The organism is Mongoliitalea sp. (assembly GCF_054166905.1).
In genome coordinates this window covers 1-19626 of the sequence record NZ_JBSZCK010000050.1, presented here as the reverse complement: position 1 = coordinate 19626, position 19626 = coordinate 1, and the positions used below count along the sequence as shown (strand labels likewise).

Sequence of the window (19626 nt, the reverse complement as noted above, 5' to 3'; positions counted from 1 at the left end):
CGTGTTGCTGGACTTGCTAAGGATGTAGATGGCATTGATTCAATGTTTACGCTCATTCAGGGAATGTTCAATAAAAACCGATTGCGAGACATCATCCGCAACTTCATTTACATTCCTGACAGCTCAAAGAAAAACGAGAAACTTGTTTGTCGCTATCCGCAATACTATGCTGCACGGGCATTGTATGACAATATCAAGAAAGCCCAAAAACCCGAAGGAAACGGAAAAGGTGGAACTTATTTTGGGGCTACAGGTTGCGGAAAGAGTTTTACCATGCTTTATCTGACAAGGCTTTTAATGAAAAGCGAATACTTTGAAAGCCCAACTATTGTATTGATTACAGATAGAACCGATTTAGACGACCAACTTTCAGGGCAATTTACCAATGCCAAAAACTTTATTGGCGACAATACCGTGGTAAGCGTTGAAAGCAGAGCACATTTAAGAGAACTAATTCAAGGCAGACAAAGTGGAGGCGTTTTTTTAACTACCATTCACAAGTTTACAGAAGATACCGAACTGCTCACGGACAGAAACAATGTGATTTGTATTTCGGACGAAGCACACAGAAGCCAAGTAAACCTTGACCAAAAAGTAAAAGTGACTGAAAAGGGCGTTACAAAAACGTATGGTTTTGCAAAATATCTACACGATTCATTGCCCAATGCCACATTTGTCGGATTCACAGGAACGCCAATAGATGCAACACTTGATGTTTTCGGAAAAGTGGTTGATGCATACACAATGACAGAATCGGTGAAAGATGAAATCACAGTTAGAATTGTATATGAAGGCAGAGCTGCCAAAGTATTGCTGAATAATTCTAAACTCAAAGAGATTGAACAATACTATGCAAAGTGTGCTGAAATTGGAAGCAATGAAAATCAGATTGAGCAAAGCAAAAAAGAAATGGCACAGATGTATGCCATTATTGGCGACCCTGAACGATTGATGGAAGTTGCCAACGACTTTGTAAATCATTATGAAAACAGAATTGCTGAGGGTGCAACTGTTAAAGGCAAAGCGATGTTTGTGTGTAGCACCCGTGAAATTGCCTATGAGTTGTATAAAAACATTTTAGAATTAAGACCTGAATGGAACGAAATACGAGCATCAGAAGAAGGTGCAATCCTAACAGACAAAGACAAAAGAGAACTCAAACCCATTGAGCGAATCAAACTCATTGCCACCAGAGGACAAGACGACCCGAAAGAAATGTATGATTTGTTAGGGACAAAAGAGCAACGCAAAGAATTAGACCGACAATTCAAAAACGAAAAATCGAATTTCAAAATTGCCATAGTGGTAGATATGTGGCTTACTGGGTTTGATGTACCTTTCTTGGATAGTATTTACATTGATAAACCTATTCAACGACACAATTTAATTCAGACTATTTCACGAGTAAACCGAAAGTTTGAAGGAAAGAACAAAGGTTTAGTTGTAGATTATATCGGCATCAAAAACCAAATGAATTTAGCCTTGAAGCAATACAGCGAAGGCGATAAAGACAATTTTGAAGACATTGCCGAATCCATCATCATCGTAAGAAATCATTTAGACTTGTTGGCTAAACTGTTTCACACCTTTGACAGTTCCAATTATTTCAAAGGCACAACCATTCAGCAATTAAACACTTTGAATTTAGCTGCGGAATATGTGCAACAAACCAAAGAACTTGAAACCCGATTTATGGGTTTGGTGAAGCGACTGAAAGCTGCTTATGATATTTGTGCAGGAAGCGAACAGTTAACCCAAACCGAAAGAGATTATACCCATTTTTATTTGGCAATTCGTTCTATTGTATTCAAACTCACCAAAGGCAATGCCCCCGACACGGCACAGATGAATGCCAAAGTTCGGGAGATGATAAAAGATGCATTACAAAGTGATGGAGTAGAAGAAATTTTCAAACTTGGTGACGAAGCAGAAACCGAACAAGACATTTTTGATGAAGACTATTTGGCTAAGATTGAGAAAATCAAATTACCTAACACGAAAATCAAATTGCTCCAACAACTATTGGCTAAAGTAATCGGTGAAATCAGAAAAGTAAACAAGGTAAAAGGCATTGACTTTTCAAAGAAAATGCAAGCCTTAGTTGAACGATACAACAATCGTGATGCCAACGACATTTTGAGAAGTGAAGTCTATGAAGAAATGGCAAACGCCTTGACAGACTTGATTTGGGAGGTTCACAAAGAATTTTCGGCTGGTGACGAATTAGGAATTGACTTTCAGGAGAAAGCCTTTTACGACATTCTAAAAGAGCTGTGCATCAAATACGACTTCAAATATCCAGACGACAAAATGATTGAACTGGCAAAAGCCGTGAAAGACCTTGTTGACGGACAAGCCAAATTCCCTGACTGGAACAAACGTGACGACATAAAAGCTGCTTTAAAAGTTGGACTCATTCTATTGCTAGACGAGTTTGGCTATCCACCCGTAGAGAGAGATGAAGTATATGTTGAGATTTTTGAACAAGCAGAGAATTTTAAAAAAAATCAGAACTAATGAACTCACGCAGCAGTGACACAATTACTCATTGTCTGTTTAATTTCAATGGTGTTCGTGAATGCTTAGCATTTGCCAAGCCGGACCTGCCAACGCTCAAACCAAAGCTTGGGAAAGAGTGTGTCTGTACCTACGCTGGACAAAAACGACCGACTAACCAGCGGACGAAAAAGAAGCATGATGTCCTAACAGTGTGCACGTGGCAATAGCGGGTGAAGTGGTAAATTGCAGGTCTTTACTTCTAAAAACTTTGTGCTAAACTGAAGGGAAAAGGCTTCTAATCCGCCACTGCACATACACGCAAAACGTTAAAAAAAGACAGTATAAATGACAAGAGACGAAGCTCAATCAGTATGGGAGAAAATAGTTAATTTAGGCTACTCCGACTATGATAAATTGACCAGAGAACAGCGGATATGGTTCAATATCGAACCATTAATAACTGGAGGTCTTTGGGATCATTATATGAACCACGGTGCTGATAAGAATTCGGATACGATTGAAGACCTGGAATATTTGAACGTTCATTCAGTTGCCAATCAATTAAGAGAGTTTAATCAAACCTATTTTCCAAATGGAGTACCTAAAGGACATGATGCCAGACAAGAAGAATTTGACAAGTTTCCAGAAGAGCAACTCCAAAAAGACATTGAAGAAATGGACGATAAATTTTGGAAAACTTCTGTGGATTTAGAAAGAGCTCTTCTCGAACATATCAATCGGACGGGAATAGGAAATTGAAAAATAACAATGATATAACATATAAGGGATAAGCCGAAGTTGAGCACAGCGTCACTTCCGCGTGATTAAACATGGTTCGACAGGCTCACCAACCGAGTTAACCAACCTAGCTCAATCTAATTCCTGATAATCGGGACAGGATTTGTGTCTTGCTTTTGATATTTTTCCTCTAAAAAAAGGTCATTTGAAACCGGTCTATTCCTTGGATGGGATTCAAGGAAATAAGTTTGAAATCTTACAATTTACGTCCACTTAAATCACTAGATCAGAGTGATTGAAAAACAGCTGAACTAAAAAAGAGGAAAGAGTTTTTTCACAGTTTGCCCCGTGTGATGGGGGTCTACCGTTGATGGCAACTATACTGACGAGATCAACACCGGTATAAGACAGAAAAAAGTAAATTTCCATTGACATTTTCATTAATTTGGACAACAAACAACTAGGAGAAAAAAACGAACTTTGTAAAATAGAGAATGGAAAACTTTGATGAATATTTAAGACAAGGCGAGCCGAATAAAGTAGAGAAAGCAAAAGTTTGGAAAACGGCTATCGGCTTGCAACAAGTGGACGGTTTAAAACCTTCTGAATATCTCATTGAAACTGCCAAACAAAATATTGAAGGCGACATTACTATTGACGAAGTAAAAAAGCGGATTGAAAGTTACTATGAACAACACCCAACCAAAACAGCTGAAGACAGAACCGAAGAAGCCGACAAAGTTTCAGCACGAATTGCTGAAATGCTGGGTGAACAAACCTTTACATTTTCACCGGCTGAATATTTGACAATTCATCATAGGTTATTTACAGGCATTTACCAATTCGCGGGAAAAATCCGTGATTACAATATCACAAAAAAAGAATGGGTGCTAAATGGAGAAACTGTTCTTTATGCAAGTGCTGACAGTTTAAGGGCAACCTTAGAATACGACTTTGAGCAAGAAAGAAAATTTAGCTACAAGGGTCTAAGCGAACAGGAAATTATAGAACACATAGCTCACTTTATTTCAAACTTGTGGCAAATCCACATTTTTGGTGAAGGCAATACACGAACAACCGCTATATTCTTAATCAAATATTTGCGGAAATTAGGATTCAAAAACGTTAACAACGACTTGTTTGCCAACCACTCCTGGTATTTTCGAAATGCGTTGGTAAGAGCGAATTACGAAGACTTGTCAAGGGGTATTTATAGGACAGAAAAGTTTTTAACTCTTTTTCTTTCTAACCTATTACTCAAAGGAGATTTTTCTCTAAAAAACCGGGAATTACACATTCTTGCTGACACTGTAAATGACACTGTAAAACCTCAAATTGACACTGTAAATGACACTGTATTTTCATTAATTAAGCAAGACAACAAAATAACAGCTAAAGAAATTAGTGAAGGCTTAAAAATGAGCCTTAGCACCGTAAGAAGAAAAATTAAAGACCTTAAAGATAACGGAAAAATAGAACGTATTGGAAGTGATAAAACAGGACATTGGAAAATAATTGAATAAAACCAAGGCATTGACGTCTGAATAGCTAACAATCCGATAACCAAACAAAGGTCAGCACACAACAACATATAAAGGCTAAACCGAGGTGGAGTAATGTCGGATTACGGAATTAATCTTTTTGATCTAGATACCTATTTAGACTACGCTGGTATAGAAGAGGGTTTATCTATGTAGCTTTCTGCTTTTATTAAAGTTCAGTACAGGCGGAAAGTTTTTTGCCTAGAAACCTTTCACCCATTTTTTAGATAAAGTTAAACACTAAGACTGAATTAAAATAAAATCCCAGTCAGCAAAATAAATAGCACTTATAACCCCCATAAACACTCACTTTTCATAATTTTTTCAAAATCAAAAACCACACTCTTCCAATTCCCCTTTCTAGCCACTTTTTTAAAAAAATCAAAAAATCTTCCAATCCAATCAATCCAAGTCAGTAGGTAGGGTCGTAAATCCCTCCAAAGAACTTAAAATAAAACAATATGAAAAATTTAACACTTTCTATCCTGGCTTTAATGGCCATGTTGGTATTAATGGCTTCTTGTAATGATTCGGATGATATGCCAATGCTTAGATCGCAAACTTTTGAGTACAGTTTCAATGAAGGACAATTGGTAGGCGCAGCGACAGCCTATGTTGGGGAGCACCCAAGAAACTTAACTGCACGAATGGTAGTAGAGGAGCAAGCGGGAGGGATGGCCAAAATCACGGTAACGCTTACCAATGCTCTACCAGGTAGAATGTATATGATCCATGCCCATGATGCGGCTGATCCTGCCACTACACCAAATGGCACTCCTTACAATGAGGCACCAAACAGCAACGTGTTGTCTGCCATGGTTACTCCTCAGGGCACCACTGCGGTAGTAGAACACCAAGCAATGCTGTCATTTGATCAGATCGTGAATAACTATGAAGGTTTCTTTGTAGTCCATGACCCAACACAGGACATCAGTACAACTGATTTGACTACGTACTTGATTTTGGGTCTATTTGCAAGATAATAAGTTTAGGTTTGGTTGGTTTAGTTGAATAGGGATGCCTTGAGGGGCATCCCTATTTGTTTATCTTGTAATGACAGATACGCAAGAAAGTGTTATTAAAATTAACTGACCAACTCTTAAAAATAGTACCTTTGTATTATGGAAAAAGTTGGTTTCATAGAGATAAGAATAACAGGTTCAAACGGAAATCTTGACCTGTCTCCCGACAATTACGATATTCGGGATATTATCTCTATTCTCGAAAATGCTGAAAACTTGCTTTATCCAGGTGACAAAAGAGATAGACCAACTATCAGCTATAAAATAGAAGAAGGTTCTGTTAAGCATATATTTATAACCTCAATTCAACATATAATTGGTTTTAATGCAATAATTGGCCAAGTTAACCAAGTTCAAAATATTGACTTTCTCGATTTAGGAACTGCAAAAGCGTTTGAAAATATTCAACATATTGCTACAAAACGAAATTATGTTTTTAGCATCAAAACATCTCTAAATAATACAAATGAGATGATATTTGACAAAAGCACAAGGTACTACAGAACTGAAGTTATTTGGGCTGAAGCTGAATTTTATTTTTATGGCAAGGTCACAAATGCAGGTGGTAAGGATAAAGCAAATATTCACGTTTTCACCAAAGAACTTGGAACAGTTAGAATACAGACACCAATTAGCTTTTTAGAGAAATATGACGAAAACATACTCTACAAGACAGTAGGTATCAGAGCAACGGGTAAGCAACACTCAGAAACAGGAGAGATTGATACTTCTACTTTAAAGTTTATAGAATTGGTTGATTATCAACCAAAATATGATGAGATATATTTAAAAGGACTTCGGGATAAAGCAAAAAAAACTTGGCTTGACAGTGTAGACCCCGATAAATGGTTAAAAGAAATTAGGGGCAGTTATGACGCATAAAGCTGTTTTACTTGACACAAGTTTCTTTATTCGTTTTCTTAATGAAAGTGATCCTCTATTCAAAAATTCCGATGGATATTTTCGATACTTTTTGCAGAACGATATAACAATGATGATTTCTACTATCAGCATTGCTGAATATTGTGTTGGTGGTGATGTTCATGAACTTCCTTTAAGAAACTTACAAATAGTTCCATTCAATTTAGATCATTCAAAAAGAACAGGAGAATTTGCTAAAATCGCCTTCAACGCAAAAAGAAATGGTAAAATAGATCTTACAAATAGAAATATAATTCCAAACGACACAAAACTGTTTGCTCAAGCTGACTGTGAAAAAACTATTGAATTTTACCTTTCTTCAGATGGTGAAAGTTTAAAAATTTACAACTTGTTAAAACAGCAGACTACTCCGAAATTTCAATTTCTTGATCTAAATATACCATACCATCAAACTTTTGGACTTCTTGATTTTTGATTAAAGAAAAACCTAAAATAATCAAGGCCTATTTTTAAAAATTGGAACAGCCACTAATTTTTTAAATCTTTGTAGGAAGCGCTCAAACGACATGCAAGCAAAACAACCCTTACAAGCACACAGACCCGAACCTATAGCATTGGAGGGTGAGATTTTATCCTACACCCGAAAAACTCCTACGGAAGAAGCCATTCAGGCATTGCTGTCAGGCAAGCAGGTATTGGTGGAGGAATTTTACAGCAATGGACTGGACTTGCTTCGCGAATTATCCGCACATCTCAAAAAGACGCTGCCCAATCACTCCTTTCTCGAACAGCGTACGTATCGTACAGAATACAGAAACCTGTCCAACCGCATCCTTCTTCGTGTAAAAGGGCATCAGCTTGATGTAAAAAAAGCACCCGAGATCGGTTGGTTGGCAAAATTGTATCCTGAATTGAACGATTTTTTTCTACCCTTTCCTCAAGTTCAAGGTCTCAACAGTGCTTGGCAATGGTATACCAACGGCATTCAAATCCCCGGTTTGCGGAATAAAATCAACCCCTATTACGGAGTCTACTTTCCAACCCGATTTGAGCATGTAACCTTGTTTGACAATTGGCTCAAGCGCTACCAAGGCCCCAAAAAATCAGCTATCGATGTAGGCGTTGGAAGTGGTATCCTTTCCCTGCTGCTGGTGCAGCATGGTTTTCAAAAAGTTTTTGGAACAGATATTAATGCCAATGCGATCATCGGGTTAACCGAATCCATGGGTGATACCAAGTTGTCTAGAAAAATAGAGCTCGATTTTGGGAATTTGTTTGGTAAATGGGTAAAGCCAACCGAGTTGATTATATTCAATCCACCTTGGCTACCAACCTCCAAGGAATCCAATAAATTGGATGAAGCCATCTATTATAACGAGCGGCTATTTCCCGAATTCTTTGCAGCTGCGCATCAGCGCCTGCTGCCAGGTGGTCAATTGCTTATCCTGTTTTCTAATCTGGCCCAAATCACAGGGGTAACGGAAGAACATCCGATAGAACAAGAACTGCTATCTGGTGGGCGTTTTGTCTTAGAGCGATGCTTCAAAAAATCCGTCAAAGAAGCTTCTCAAAAGACCCAACGCAATCAGCATTGGCGTGGAGAGGAAGCCGTGGAATTGTGGGTGTTGAAGGTGAAAGATAATTGATTGCTTTTTTAGCGGGAGAACTCGCTTTTTGTTTACTGACAATTGACTATTATTTTCTTACTATATTTAGTCAGATGCATAAATATGTTAAATTTATACATCTCTAAATTGTACAATTATGAAGAAGACTAAGTTAACATTGAGCTTAAACAAGGATGTGATAGAGAGAGCGAAAATTTTTGCTAAAAGCCATAATGTTAGCCTTTCTAAAATGATAGAATCTTACCTCGAAAGTATCTCACAACCACAAGAAAATCATAAGAAGATATCCATTACCCCTTTTGTTAAGAGCCTGAGTGGTGTGGTTGATCTACCAGCTGATTTTGATTACAAAAAAGAATATCGTGATTATCTCGATGAGAAATATAAATGAGAAAGATCTTTAATGATAATTACCAGAAATGGCAGGGATTTTAAAGATTCCGAATTATCAGTGTTGAACCCAGATGAATACCTGAATAGCTTAAAATAAATTCCTTTACCATGAACCGCCGTGATTTTTTAATTCAAACTGGAATAGCCTCTTTGGGCACAGGGTTGCTTTCTTCTGAAATTTTTGATCAACTATCTGTAAAAACCATGCGTAATGAATCCATGGATGAGAAAGTTTTAATCATAGGCGCCGGTGTGGCGGGACTTTATGCCGCAACTATCCTGAAATCTCAGGGTGTTGATGTTCAGGTATTGGAAGCCAGTGACAGATATGGCGGCCGTCTAGCCAAACTCGCGGGCTTTGCCGATTATTCCTTGGATTTGGGTGCCCAATGGCTACATGGGAGAAACAATCTGCTTGGCCAATTGATAAAAAAATCTTCAACCAAAATAGTGAAGGATTCTATGTCACCTCATTATTGGTTCAATAATCAGCTGCTCAACAAACTGCCAAGATCTATCGACATTTTTCAAGGACAACAATTACCGGATGTATCCTTTGCAGCATTTGCCCGCATGAAGGGATTTGGGTCAGCATACGCAAATATTGTTGAAGGTATAGCAGGTGATTACGGAGCTGCCGCGGACCGGCTTTCCGTTTTCTATACCAACAAAGAGTTTGAAAACTGGACTTCGGGTGCCCAGGATTATAGGTTTCGAGAAACATTCTTTGATTTTATTGACCAGGAGATTGCATCCAAAGTCAAGGACAATATCATGTTCAATGCTCCTGTCGCTTCCATTGATTATGCTGGCAAAGATATTCGGGTAATGACCAAGGACAATCAAGTCTTTGATGCGCAGAAAGTAATCATCACAGTACCGATTACCATTCTTCAATCGGGGGATATCCAATTTTATCCCCCACTGCCACAAGAAAAAACAGCAGCCTTTCAAAAAATTGGTATGGATGCGGGGATGAAGGTTTTTCTTAAGTTTTCGAAGAAATTTTATGGGCAATATATCTTGGGTGGCAAGATAAGTGCTGCATACATCGATGATAGTGTGGCTAAAAATACCCAAGAACATGTGCTCTTTGCTTTTGTCATGGGAAAACAAGCAGAATATCTGACTAGCCTTGGCACTGATGATTCAATCGTGCAGGAGTTACTTGCCGACTTGGATAGCATGTATCAGGGACAAGCTTCTGCCAGCTTTATTCAGGCGCATGTACAAAATTGGAGTACTCAACCCTATATTAAAGGCGCCTATTCTTACAGTACAGTAAGGATGGGCAATGCCAGAAATGTGGCAGCAGCGCCGATTGAAAATAGGCTGTTTTTCGCTGGCGAGGCCATGAATACCAATGGGCATCATCAATCTGTTCATGGAGCAGCAGAAACAGGTTTGCAGACCGCTACAACAATTATCCATGGTAAAGTATCCAATAGTAAGTGACGATTAAGGAAGGAGGAATACATTTTTCCAAAAGCTATACCAATTGCATTAGACCTTATTTATTACCGTTTAAAAAAAAACACCTTCCAAGTAAAACATTTTATAATTAATCGTCTAGTTATTGTTTTGATTGAACGTTTGATTTAACTTAGTTTTGGCTTCAAAATGAAGTCGTTTTTGGCCAAAAACTTTTTAAAAATTTCTAACTATTTAATAACTATGAAAACTAACATAAATAAAACTATTCCTCTGCTATCACTTCTTTTTGCTTCAACTATTCTTTTCTCCTGCAGCAGTGAAAGCAAAGTAGACTTGGATGCAATTGAATCTTGGAAAATCCTTGTATCAGAAAGTTCTGAAAAGAAGGTAAGTACCCTTATTAATGATGATTATTTTTTAGTGCCCTTAGCAACGAATGATTCATCGCTCATTGTGAAAATGGAAAAGGTCACTTTGCATAATGATCGAATTTTTGTTTTGGATCCTTTGAGTCCTCAACCTGTTAAAGTATTTGATTCCTCGGGGAAACATGTAAGAAATATTGGAAAAAAAGGGGGCGGACCAGGAGAGTTTAACAACCCCATTGATTTGTTTATTGACGGAAATTATGTTTACGTCTATGACAATCCTGAAAATCTGTTGCGATTTGATTTCGAAGGTAATTTTGTCAACTCCCAAAAAACCGGGATTGCAGGTTTTAGAATTGAAAAAAATATGGATAAGGGATATGTATTTATCAATGGTGGAATGGAGTCCAACTTATTGACAACCGATGGCAATTTTAAAGCTCCTAAAAGTTTTTTCCCTTACCAAAACAGAATAGTTGATCAATTGATTTTATCGCCGTTATTAAAACTAAATGATGGATCAGTACTTTATCGGCGTTACTTGAACGATACTATTTTTTCCATCAATGCTCAAGGAATCCCTATTCCACATTTGTTTATTGACCATGGCGATAAGGCATTTAAGTTTGACTCAAAAATGAATCCTGATCAATTGGAAGAAAGAACGGTGGAGTACGCTATCAACCAATTGTTTTTGGAAAATTCAGAACATCAGCTGCTTTACTTCTTGCAATCAATGAATCCCTATTTTTCACTTCGAAACAAGAAAAATCTAAACACCTATTTAATCAATTTTATGAATCTGGAAAATGACATCACTTTTACAAATCCATTGGCGTTTACCTTTGGCACAGCCGATTGGTTTGTAGCGGCTATTGACCCTGCTCAATTGCCGGTCGATCGATCAAATTTCCCTGAAAAGGCTAAAGCAGCAACTGCAAACGTAACAAACAATGATAATCCAGTTTTATTGTTTTGCAAGTTCAAGTTTTAGTATTACTAATTCTTATTTGGTAGCTGTTTCGGATGATATATTTTATTTCTCTTCCAATCCTGATCGTATCTTATTCTATTTTTCATCAAATTAAGTTAATGATTTATTCCAATCACATAAATAAGCATTTGAAGAATTGATTCCACATCTTAATTCCGAAGGTAACCCTGTTTAATTTGGAGTAAAAATTAAATCAAAAGCATATGGAAAATTTTGATTGGTAGGACAACTCATAAAATTTGCAATCGTAAAAAATAACATACCAAGAAAAAGACCATGCTAAAAGCGATTTTTGCTGCAATCTTATTTTGCCTAAGTACCCAACTCAGTGCACAGGTGACGGTTATAGTTAAAGGTACACTTGCGAGCTATGATCCTTCTCAGCGTCTGTATTTGGAAAATGATGGTATGCTGACAACGTTGCAGATTCAAGAAAACGGAACCTTCGAAGTCCAACAATCCACTGCTCAACTTCCTTCATTTGTTTCTATCAGTACAATAGCCTCTAATGGCAAGATCCTTCGTCAAATTCCCCAAGTGTGGTTTGATTCCAATCGGGTAGAGTTATCGGTTGATTTGAGTGATGGAAGTTATACCATTACTTCCCGATTAGCTTTTCAGGACTTTGCGGACAAACTCCATACCTTGTCTGAAAATGAAAGAATCAAGCAAGCGCTTCAAAATCCGCAAGTCTTGCCTAGTCTACATTTGGTAGCTACCAAAAGGGAATCCATTCATTTCAATAGTTTGGAGGAATTTCAGAATGCTGTGCCTGCTGAACTTCAGCAATCAGATTTTTTTGGAAGGATTGCAGCCTATACGGATGCCAAAAACAGGCCCGCAGTGAAAAAAGGGAAGAAAGTAGAAAATTTTATCTTAGAGGATCATACAGGAAGCCCAACTCCATTATTTTCCTTCAACGACAAACCCAAATTGATTGCTTTGTTTTCCTCCGGATGCGTCTACTCCATTGCAAGCATTGAGTTTTTGGAGGAATTGTATCAAACAGGTTCAAGCAGGTATGAGATCATTACCATCTGGGACGACCGCTCTCAAGATGCTTTTTTGAATGCCTACGCCGAGCAAAAACAGCGGATCACTTGGAAAAATCTCTTGGATAAGCATAACTTCACTATGGCGTATATGAATACGGATATTTATCCAACGTTTTTCATTATTAATGAGCAGGGAGAATTGACAGATGTATTTAAAAGCTATACTAAAAAGAGTCGGAAGAAGATTTTGAAGTTAGCGGAATAAGTGGATTTGAGTCTTAAATTGACCTTCAAACTTGGAAAAGGCTATCTTTGAATCTGGATTTAAACAGATGTATCATATATGAAAATCAGGTTATTTTTCTTTTTTTTTCTGATATCGTGTACGCTGTTTGCTCAGCAAATACCTCTTTTAATGCAAGAAAGAATTGATTTTTGTGAAGCAAACTTGTCCATTGAAGAAGCGCTCCAATTGCGTCAGGAGTTAACAGCTCTAGAAGATTATTTTATTGAAAGAGGATTGCTATTTGATAAGTCAGGAGCTGCTTACAAAGCTGTTTTTCAGGAAATAGTCAACGAATATGATTTGACCTTCTCTATAGACACTTCTTTTCAGCTATTGAGTTCTGTGGATATGGAGGTTTTTCTTTCGTGTTATTATAAAATGTTAACACCTCAAGAACTTTCTCAAGCTACTTTTCAACATTACGAAGCCTTCACCCGTATTTCGGAGAATGTCAGTGCTGAGATCAACCCTCGTATTCTTGCCCAACGCATCATAGATAATTTATCAGAAAAAGATTTAGAATTAGCTTTTTTAAGGATATCTAGTCTTTATACGTTTTATACAATTGCATCTCCAGTTACTTCGAATGTGTTTGATGAGTTAGGTTCAGATGTGATTAAAGATATAAAAACAATTGCGGTTTCTTTAACCGAAGATGATCAGGTTTTGCTCGACAATCAGCCTTTGACAACAAAGGATTTGGAACAGGTCTTATACGACTTCCTAATCAAGGATCCTGAAAATAGAGGAATTGAGTTTAGTACGAACCGAAATACATCGTATCAATTCTATCTCGAAACAAACAAAATCTTTGACAAGATCTATGAACGACTGAAGAATGAAAGGGGAAATCTTACCAAGTACATATTTTACAAAGATCCCTATTAAGCAATTTTGACTAAACTATTAATTTAACAATTCCTAGCTGACCGATGTTATTGAAAAAATGCACCTACTATGCCCAAGAGAACATCCATCAACGACATTCAGGAATTGCAGGACCTCAACGATTTGGATAGGATAGTCCAAGATAAGCGTAACCATAAGCGCGCAGATGCCAAAAAAGAGCGAAGAAACAGGCATTATGTGAAGCTGCTCATCAAACAGCAATTGAAAGGCAGTGATTTGGATGAGTAGCTTGATGCCATTTTTCTTCTGGTTTCGGGGATTATAACAACTTTTCCAAAGTTTGACCAAGAATTGATGTTGGTAGTTAATTTTTTGAGAACTTTGGGAAAGTACCTCTACTCGATTAAATACCACTTTATCTCCTAGCTATCTTTTATTCACATCTATGTTTACAGGAAGAAATCTACTCATCGTAACCAAGCACGGTAAAGAGCAGGTGATGGCCCCCTTGCTGGAAAAGGCTTTGGGTGTGCAGTGTGTAGTTCATGATACCTTCGATACCGATGAATTGGGTACTTTTTCTGGAGAAGTTGATCGTACATTGGATCCTATAAGTGCTGCGAAGCAGAAGTGCTTGGAAGGAATGCAGCAATCAGGATGCGATTTGGCAATTGCCAATGAAGGTTCCTTTGGTTCTCACCCCACCCTCTTTTTTGTTCCGGCAGATGAGGAGTTAATTGTATTGATTGATGCAAGAAATAACCTGGAACTCGTTGCGCGTGAAATCAGTATGGACACCAACTTCGATGCGAAGGAAGTGTCAAGTGTGGAGGACCTACTGGCTTTTGCTGATCAAGTTCATTTTCCCTCTCATGCCTTAATCCTCAGGCCTGCCAAGGATAATTTTGATGGGATAGTAAAGGGAATTCAGGATGCTGACCAGTTGATTCAAACCTTTCAATCCATTCAAGAAAAGCATGGTTGCGTCTATGTGGAAACCGACATGCGTGCGCTGTACAATCCTAAACGCATGCGGGTTATTGCCCAGGCAACAGAGCGCTTGCTTGATTTGATCAAAAGTGAGTGCCCGCAATGCCAAACACCCGGATTTACCGTACGAGACGTTATTCGAGGCCTACCTTGTGATCAGTGTGGAAGACCAACTCGCTCTATATTGGCTCAAATCTATGCCTGCAAGAAATGTACGTATCAAGAAGAAAAGCCCAATCCCGAAGGAAAAACCGCTGAAGATCCCATGTATTGCGATTATTGTAATCCTTAAACTAAGGAGGGAATTTGCGGAAGGAATTGCTTATTGCTCCATTTCAACGAACTTTGTAAAAACAACAAACTATGGGAATCTTTTCAGCGCTCTTGGGTAATGCTGGCATGGTCAGTCAAGAGGAACTAAACAAAAAATACGGGAAATTATTGATCGAAGGAGAGACCATTGATATTGGCTTTAAGTTGGTACGTGACACTTTTATTTTTACCAACAAGCGCTTGATTCTAATCGACATTCAGGGAATCACCGGTAGCAAAACAGAGTATAAATCCATCATCTACAAATCCATTAGTAGATTCAGTGTGGAAACTGCCGGCACCTTTGATTTGGATGCCGAATTGAAAATCTGGGTTTCCAGCGAAACCCACCCCAGCATCGTCAAGCAATTCAACAAATCCGTCAACGTCTACGAAGTCCAAAAAGTATTGGCTTTCCATGTGTTGAAATAGGCAGCTAGATTATGTGTAATAATAAAAAAGACTTTCAGATTTCCTTGAAAGTCTTTTTAACCATAAAAAAACACCTTGCCATCGGTCATGATATAGAATTTAAAACTATTATTCGCTTTTGGTTTACTAAATTTGAAAACATTAATTTTTATTCTTATCCAAGCTCTGAAGAATTTCTAATAGCTTTTTTGGTCCATATTACTTCCTTTCGAGCCACTCTAAATTTCTTTTTTCAAGTGCTTCTTGCGATATCAAGCGACCTTCATTGATATCCGCTTCACTCATTTCCATCATTACTTTTTGTTCAAGACTTAGCTTTTGAAATGGAGTTTGAGTTTTGTTAGAAGAAATTAGAACATCTATCGCTTGAAGAAAATCCTTATCCTCAATCAAGCTAATTTTACCAATTAAATCACTTTTTATCTTTTCAATAGTTGGCATACAACAAGAGGTTTAATTTCTATTCCCTTTTCTAACAGTTTTAACACTACAATTGATTACTAATATAACAAATTTAATTGATCGCAAAAAGACGAGGCAGGTTTTCAAAACCTGCCTCGTTTACTTTACCCCAATGCCTACTTGGTACTTAGTACATGGTACAACAAAACACTACTTCCTAAACACAACCTTCCCTCCCACTACAGTCATCGCTACTTGGGTATCCAGCAATTGGTTTTCGGGAACTTCCATTAAGTTTTGATTGAATACCGTGAAGTCAGCGGCTTTGCCTACTTGGATGGAACCTTTGAAGTTTTCCTCAAATTCGGCATAGGCACCATCCAAGGTATAGGATTTCAATGCCTGCTCGCGGGTCATTTTTTGATCCGGCTCGTAACCACCCTCTGGAGTCATTTTCAAGGTTTTTCTAGTCACAGAGGCGTAGAAAGAAGGAATCGGATCCAGCGGTTCCACAGGAGCATCTGTTCCATTGGAAATTACTGCGCCCGATTGCAGTAATTTTTGCCATACATAAGCACCATCCTTGATACGTTTTGCCCCTAGTCGTCCAATAGCCCACGGTCTATCCGAACTCAAGTGAATGGCCTGAATAGCGGCAATCACGCCCAAGTTTCCAAAGCGATCAATATCATCCGGATGCAAATGTTGTGCATGTTCGATTCTGAATCGGTGGTCGGTTACGCCAGGGTATTTGGCAAAGGCAGCTTCGTATCTATCCAATACTTCTCGATTGGTACGATCGCCAATAGCGTGCGAACAAACTTGGAAGCCTAGTTCCAAGCCTTTTTCAGATACCTGAGATACCAAGTCAATAGGCATGGTCTCATGTCCTCGATGGCCAGGCTTGTCTTCATAATCTTCCAATAACCATGCGCCCCAAGGGCCTAAGGCACCATCCATATTCAACTTGATCGAGCGAACTGTTACCATATGGTCAGGATCGATGTGAGGTCCTCTTTTGTACCATTCTTCCAATAGTTCCGGCTGACGGCTCGTCAACATCACGTACATACGGGAGGTCAATCTTCCTTCTGCCTTGAATTTTTCTAAAATATCAATCACATCCTGTCCACTGCCTGCATCGTGAAAGGAGGTTATACCCTTTTCTGCCAATTCCTGTAAAGCCAATTCCATGGCTTTTTCAGCTCGCTCGGGAGTATCTTTTGGAATCATCTTGCTTACTAAGTAAGAAGCACGTTCTACCAAAACCCCCGTAGGATTACCGATTTGGTCTCGGATGATTTCGCCCCCCTCTACTTCTTGCGTTGGGTTTTCTCCCCTCAAAGAAGTGATGCCAGCCAATTCCATGGCCTTTTGATTGACAAAGGAAGCATGTCCAGAAGCATGGGCTAAGTAAACAGGATTATTAGGTGTGATAGCACTGAGTGCATCATGCGTTTGAAAGCCTTTGACCGTCTGTGCAGGCATCTCAATCCACTTATCTTGATGCCAGCCACGCCCGGTGATCCATTCTCCCGGTTCGGCTTTGCTGGCCGCTTCGGCTACTTTTTCAACCAATTCATCGAAAGTTTTGACATACATCAAGTCTATATCCAACTTATTGTATCCAATACCCATAATGTGTGCATGGGATTCGATCAAGCCTGGGGTCATTGTCATGCCCTCCAAATCGATTGTTTCAGTGGATTTCCCTGCAAATGCTTGAATTTCGGCAGTCGTCCCAACTGCGATGATTAATCCGTCTTTGACGGCGACCGCTTCCACTGTCGGGTTGGTCTCATCCACCGTGTAAATGATTCCATTGATAAAGATTTTGTCTGCTATCGGATTTCCTCCCCCGCAGGCCGCGAGAAAGAAAATCAATAAGCTGAATAGTAGTATGTTTTTCATATATGTAGTGTTCTACTTCAAAACTAGAAAAACTACCATCTTTAGCCAAACCATCCTTGTAAATCCTTCACTTTGCTCAATTGTAAATCCCTCTTTTTTGAAATAAAATTTGTATTTTTCTTTCCGAAACTCTAAAAACAGAAATTTTCTGCGGTACTATCATGAATCAATCCGTCGACAACTATTTAGTACAGGGATGCATGCGTTGTCCTTATGGAGGTACTGCACGATGCAAGGTGATTCCTTGGAGAACCGTGTTAGAGGAATTGAGGCAATTGGTGTTGGATGCGGGATTGGTAGAAGAAGTCAAATGGTCTGTACCCTGCTATACGCATAATGGTAAAAATGTACTTATAGTCGCTGCATTTAAGGCGTATGCATCCTTGAGTTTTTTTAAAGGCTCCCTATTGGAAGATAAAAGTCAGGTATTGGAAAAAGCAGGGCAGGCAGGTCGATCTTGGAAGTTTACTAGGGTAGAGGAAGTTCATCTACATAAGCAGCTGATCATGGACTACATAAAAGAAGCTATTGCCATCGAAGACGCTGGGAAAAAAGTTGTTCTCGATAAGGTTCCTGAACCAATTCCCGAAGAACTATTGGATGCATTCGCAGAAGACGAGGCCTTGGAACGTGCATTTTTCAAGCTCACGCCTGGCAGGCAACGGGCCTACATCATTCATTTTTCTCAAGCGAAACAGACCCAAATGAGAAAATCCTGAGAACTGCATGAGATTTCAATGCCTTCATTTATCTTCTAGGATCAATGCTTCCATCAGAGATTTAAATTGTTGGATTCGTGAAGATGGATAGAGGAGCTCTCCTTTAATTAGTTGCACATAGGCTTCATCGAATGAGCCCATTTCAAATTTTCTTACAGCATCATTGTAGTATTGTAGCCCTGCCAATTCTTTTAAACCTATCTCTGCAATTTTAATTTGCTTTCTAGCATTGTTGCGGTAACCAATGCGTTCGTTAAGACCCTCAATCATAGGTTCAATGCTTTCCTCACTGATTTTCTTCTCAAAATTTCTGACTTTTCGTTCTCCTAGGAGCAATCCATTGACAGGCTGGGTACTTTCGATGATGAATGGAATAGCATCAACAAGGCCTCTAATGTACACATGACCTTCCAATTCAATGATTTGATAGTCCACGCCATAGCGATTCAAAAGCAAGCCCATAACAGCAGTCCCCGTCACACAATCATAATCTCCTGAGCTAAGTGTCTTGGCAAAGGAGGCAAAGGTTGTATAGTTTTTGAGAATGCGGTTATGGGTATAAAAGAAAATGTCCGACAGCAATTGAACATTCGATTTCTTTTTTTCAGCGAGTTTATCTAACTGAAGCACTAAATTTTCCCAATTATCATGGTAAATATTGGTGCCTGGATCTAAGGATTGTAATAGAAAAAAAGGCTGAGACTCAAATTGCGTGATGAGTTGCCGCTCGAGTTTACTTTGAAAAATGGGGAGTACTTTGACATCAGAGGAATCCTGTGAATGGGCCTGAAAACCCACCAACATGAGGATAAGTCCTATGATGAATCCCTTTTTCAAGTGTATGCAAAATTTATCTGTTAATATTCAGGAAATATAAAGTTAACAATTCCTTAACATTAAAACCAAAAAAAAGTTTGCTCACAACAAAAAAATGATTGACCACCAATGCTTTGCAAGCGCAAAATTGGTTTTAAAACCCCTTCACCAATATTTCTATTTATTTCAACATTATTTCCACCATATTTCTCTTTTACCGCCAAGAAGCCAAGGTCACGCAAAGTGCCCAAAGTTTTAACCCCAACTTTGCGATCTCAGCGCCAACCTCTGTGACCTCTGCGGTAAATCAGCCACGAAAAAACTAATGTTCACGAATATTTTTTGCTGGCGCAAAATTGGTACTGAACCCTCCCCCCAATATTTCTATTTATTTCAACATTATTTCCACTTTATT

General features: G+C 38.6%; 20 protein-coding genes. 16 read left to right on the top strand and 4 right to left on the bottom strand.

Features of this window, described 5'->3' with window-relative positions; genetic code table 11:
- The 15 genes from ACXIUD_RS18710 to ACXIUD_RS18640 form a co-directional block, all read left to right on the top strand.
- The coding region (locus tag ACXIUD_RS18710) for a type I restriction endonuclease subunit R (RefSeq protein WP_458054179.1) at window positions 1-2517 on the top strand (2517 nt) is incomplete at its 5' end.
- A gap of 327 nt (window positions 2518-2844) precedes the next feature.
- The gene (locus tag ACXIUD_RS18705) at window positions 2845-3258 is read left to right on the top strand and encodes a DMP19 family protein (RefSeq protein WP_458054178.1); all 414 of its coding nucleotides are present in this window, start codon (window positions 2845-2847) and stop codon (window positions 3256-3258) included.
- Window positions 3259-3731: 473 nt separating this feature from the next.
- On the top strand, window positions 3732-4760 hold the full coding sequence (locus ACXIUD_RS18700; RefSeq protein WP_458054177.1) for a Fic family protein: 1029 nt from the start codon (window positions 3732-3734) through the stop codon (window positions 4758-4760).
- A 479-nt stretch (window positions 4761-5239) separates the two neighbouring features.
- The gene (locus ACXIUD_RS18695) at window positions 5240-5761 is read left to right on the top strand and encodes a hypothetical protein (RefSeq protein WP_458054176.1); all 522 of its coding nucleotides are present in this window, start codon (window positions 5240-5242) and stop codon (window positions 5759-5761) included.
- A 138-nt stretch (window positions 5762-5899) separates the two neighbouring features.
- Window positions 5900-6682: a hypothetical protein gene (locus tag ACXIUD_RS18690; protein WP_458054175.1), complete on the top strand. Its 783-nt coding sequence runs from the start codon at window positions 5900-5902 to the stop codon at window positions 6680-6682.
- Complete coding sequence (locus ACXIUD_RS18685) at window positions 6672-7157, top strand: hypothetical protein (RefSeq protein WP_458054174.1); 486 nt, start codon at window positions 6672-6674, stop codon at window positions 7155-7157. Before ACXIUD_RS18690 ends, ACXIUD_RS18685 begins: the two co-directional genes overlap by 11 nt.
- A 91-nt stretch (window positions 7158-7248) precedes the next feature.
- Entirely contained in the window at window positions 7249-8328 is a 1080-nt protein-coding gene (locus tag ACXIUD_RS18680; RefSeq protein WP_458054173.1) for a methyltransferase, read from the top strand.
- A gap of 118 nt (window positions 8329-8446) precedes the next feature.
- Window positions 8447-8701, top strand: coding sequence for a DUF6364 family protein (locus tag ACXIUD_RS18675; RefSeq protein WP_458054172.1), 255 nt, complete (start codon window positions 8447-8449; stop codon window positions 8699-8701).
- Between the two features lie 110 nt (window positions 8702-8811).
- Window positions 8812-10158, top strand: coding sequence for a flavin monoamine oxidase family protein (locus tag ACXIUD_RS18670; protein ID WP_458054171.1), 1347 nt, complete (start codon window positions 8812-8814; stop codon window positions 10156-10158).
- Between the two features lie 219 nt (window positions 10159-10377).
- Window positions 10378-11499 (top strand): 6-bladed beta-propeller, encoded by a 1122-nt coding sequence (locus ACXIUD_RS18665; protein ID WP_458054170.1) that lies wholly within the window; start codon window positions 10378-10380, stop codon window positions 11497-11499.
- 276 nt (window positions 11500-11775) lie between these two features.
- Window positions 11776-12759: a TlpA family protein disulfide reductase gene (locus ACXIUD_RS18660; RefSeq protein ID WP_458054169.1), complete on the top strand. Its 984-nt coding sequence runs from the start codon at window positions 11776-11778 to the stop codon at window positions 12757-12759.
- Window positions 12760-12909: 150 nt separating this feature from the next.
- Entirely contained in the window at window positions 12910-13668 is a 759-nt protein-coding gene (locus tag ACXIUD_RS18655) for a hypothetical protein (protein WP_458054168.1), read from the top strand.
- Between the two features lie 69 nt (window positions 13669-13737).
- Window positions 13738-13917: a hypothetical protein gene (locus tag ACXIUD_RS18650; RefSeq protein WP_458054167.1), complete on the top strand. Its 180-nt coding sequence runs from the start codon at window positions 13738-13740 to the stop codon at window positions 13915-13917.
- A gap of 157 nt (window positions 13918-14074) precedes the next feature.
- On the top strand, window positions 14075-14911 hold the full coding sequence (locus ACXIUD_RS18645; protein WP_458054166.1) for a DUF6671 family protein: 837 nt from the start codon (window positions 14075-14077) through the stop codon (window positions 14909-14911).
- 71 nt (window positions 14912-14982) lie between these two features.
- Complete coding sequence (locus ACXIUD_RS18640; protein WP_458054165.1) at window positions 14983-15363, top strand: PH domain-containing protein; 381 nt, start codon at window positions 14983-14985, stop codon at window positions 15361-15363.
- Window positions 15364-15561: 198 nt separating this feature from the next.
- On the opposite strand, the gene ACXIUD_RS18635 is transcribed toward ACXIUD_RS18640, so the two are convergent.
- Window positions 15562-15804, bottom strand: a complete 243-nt coding sequence (locus tag ACXIUD_RS18635) for a hypothetical protein (RefSeq protein ID WP_458054164.1) — start codon at window positions 15802-15804, stop codon at window positions 15562-15564.
- A gap of 171 nt (window positions 15805-15975) precedes the next feature.
- Complete coding sequence (locus tag ACXIUD_RS18630) at window positions 15976-17676, bottom strand: amidohydrolase (RefSeq protein WP_458054163.1); 1701 nt, start codon at window positions 17674-17676, stop codon at window positions 15976-15978.
- 161 nt (window positions 17677-17837) lie between these two features.
- On the opposite strand from ACXIUD_RS18630, the gene ACXIUD_RS18625 reads away from it, so the two are divergent.
- Window positions 17838-18395, top strand: coding sequence for a YdeI/OmpD-associated family protein (locus ACXIUD_RS18625; RefSeq protein ID WP_458054162.1), 558 nt, complete (start codon window positions 17838-17840; stop codon window positions 18393-18395).
- A gap of 24 nt (window positions 18396-18419) precedes the next feature.
- Here ACXIUD_RS18625 and ACXIUD_RS18620 read toward each other — a convergent pair whose 3' ends face one another.
- Both ACXIUD_RS18620 and ACXIUD_RS18615 read right to left on the bottom strand, forming a co-directional pair.
- Window positions 18420-19232 (bottom strand): hypothetical protein, encoded by an 813-nt coding sequence (locus ACXIUD_RS18620; protein WP_458054161.1) that lies wholly within the window; start codon window positions 19230-19232, stop codon window positions 18420-18422.
- Between the two features lie 59 nt (window positions 19233-19291).
- Window positions 19292-19453 carry a hypothetical protein gene (locus ACXIUD_RS18615; protein ID WP_458054160.1) on the bottom strand — a complete coding sequence of 54 codons (162 nt, stop codon included), beginning with the start codon at window positions 19451-19453 and terminating at the stop codon, window positions 19292-19294.
- Window positions 19454-19626: the final 173 nt, after the last annotated feature.

Coding starts and splice junctions, on each gene's coding strand:
- ACXIUD_RS18625 (WP_458054162.1), top strand. CDS start 17,838: ATGAATCAATCCGTCGACAACTATTTAGTACAGGGATGCATGCGTTGT.
- ACXIUD_RS18635 (WP_458054164.1), bottom strand. CDS start 15,804: ATGCCAACTATTGAAAAGATAAAAAGTGATTTAATTGGTAAAATTAGC.
- ACXIUD_RS18680 (WP_458054173.1), top strand. CDS start 7,249: ATGCAAGCAAAACAACCCTTACAAGCACACAGACCCGAACCTATAGCA.
- ACXIUD_RS18665 (WP_458054170.1), top strand. CDS start 10,378: ATGAAAACTAACATAAATAAAACTATTCCTCTGCTATCACTTCTTTTT.
- ACXIUD_RS18655 (WP_458054168.1), top strand. CDS start 12,910: ATGCAAGAAAGAATTGATTTTTGTGAAGCAAACTTGTCCATTGAAGAA.
- ACXIUD_RS18660 (WP_458054169.1), top strand. CDS start 11,776: ATGCTAAAAGCGATTTTTGCTGCAATCTTATTTTGCCTAAGTACCCAA.
- ACXIUD_RS18675 (WP_458054172.1), top strand. CDS start 8,447: ATGAAGAAGACTAAGTTAACATTGAGCTTAAACAAGGATGTGATAGAG.
- ACXIUD_RS18700 (WP_458054177.1), top strand. CDS start 3,732: ATGGAAAACTTTGATGAATATTTAAGACAAGGCGAGCCGAATAAAGTA.
- ACXIUD_RS18705 (WP_458054178.1), top strand. CDS start 2,845: ATGACAAGAGACGAAGCTCAATCAGTATGGGAGAAAATAGTTAATTTA.
- ACXIUD_RS18670 (WP_458054171.1), top strand. CDS start 8,812: ATGAACCGCCGTGATTTTTTAATTCAAACTGGAATAGCCTCTTTGGGC.
- ACXIUD_RS18640 (WP_458054165.1), top strand. CDS start 14,983: ATGGGAATCTTTTCAGCGCTCTTGGGTAATGCTGGCATGGTCAGTCAA.
- ACXIUD_RS18690 (WP_458054175.1), top strand. CDS start 5,900: ATGGAAAAAGTTGGTTTCATAGAGATAAGAATAACAGGTTCAAACGGA.
- ACXIUD_RS18695 (WP_458054176.1), top strand. CDS start 5,240: ATGAAAAATTTAACACTTTCTATCCTGGCTTTAATGGCCATGTTGGTA.
- ACXIUD_RS18685 (WP_458054174.1), top strand. CDS start 6,672: ATGACGCATAAAGCTGTTTTACTTGACACAAGTTTCTTTATTCGTTTT.
- ACXIUD_RS18650 (WP_458054167.1), top strand. CDS start 13,738: ATGCCCAAGAGAACATCCATCAACGACATTCAGGAATTGCAGGACCTC.
- ACXIUD_RS18645 (WP_458054166.1), top strand. CDS start 14,075: ATGTTTACAGGAAGAAATCTACTCATCGTAACCAAGCACGGTAAAGAG.
- ACXIUD_RS18630 (WP_458054163.1), bottom strand. CDS start 17,676: ATGAAAAACATACTACTATTCAGCTTATTGATTTTCTTTCTCGCGGCC.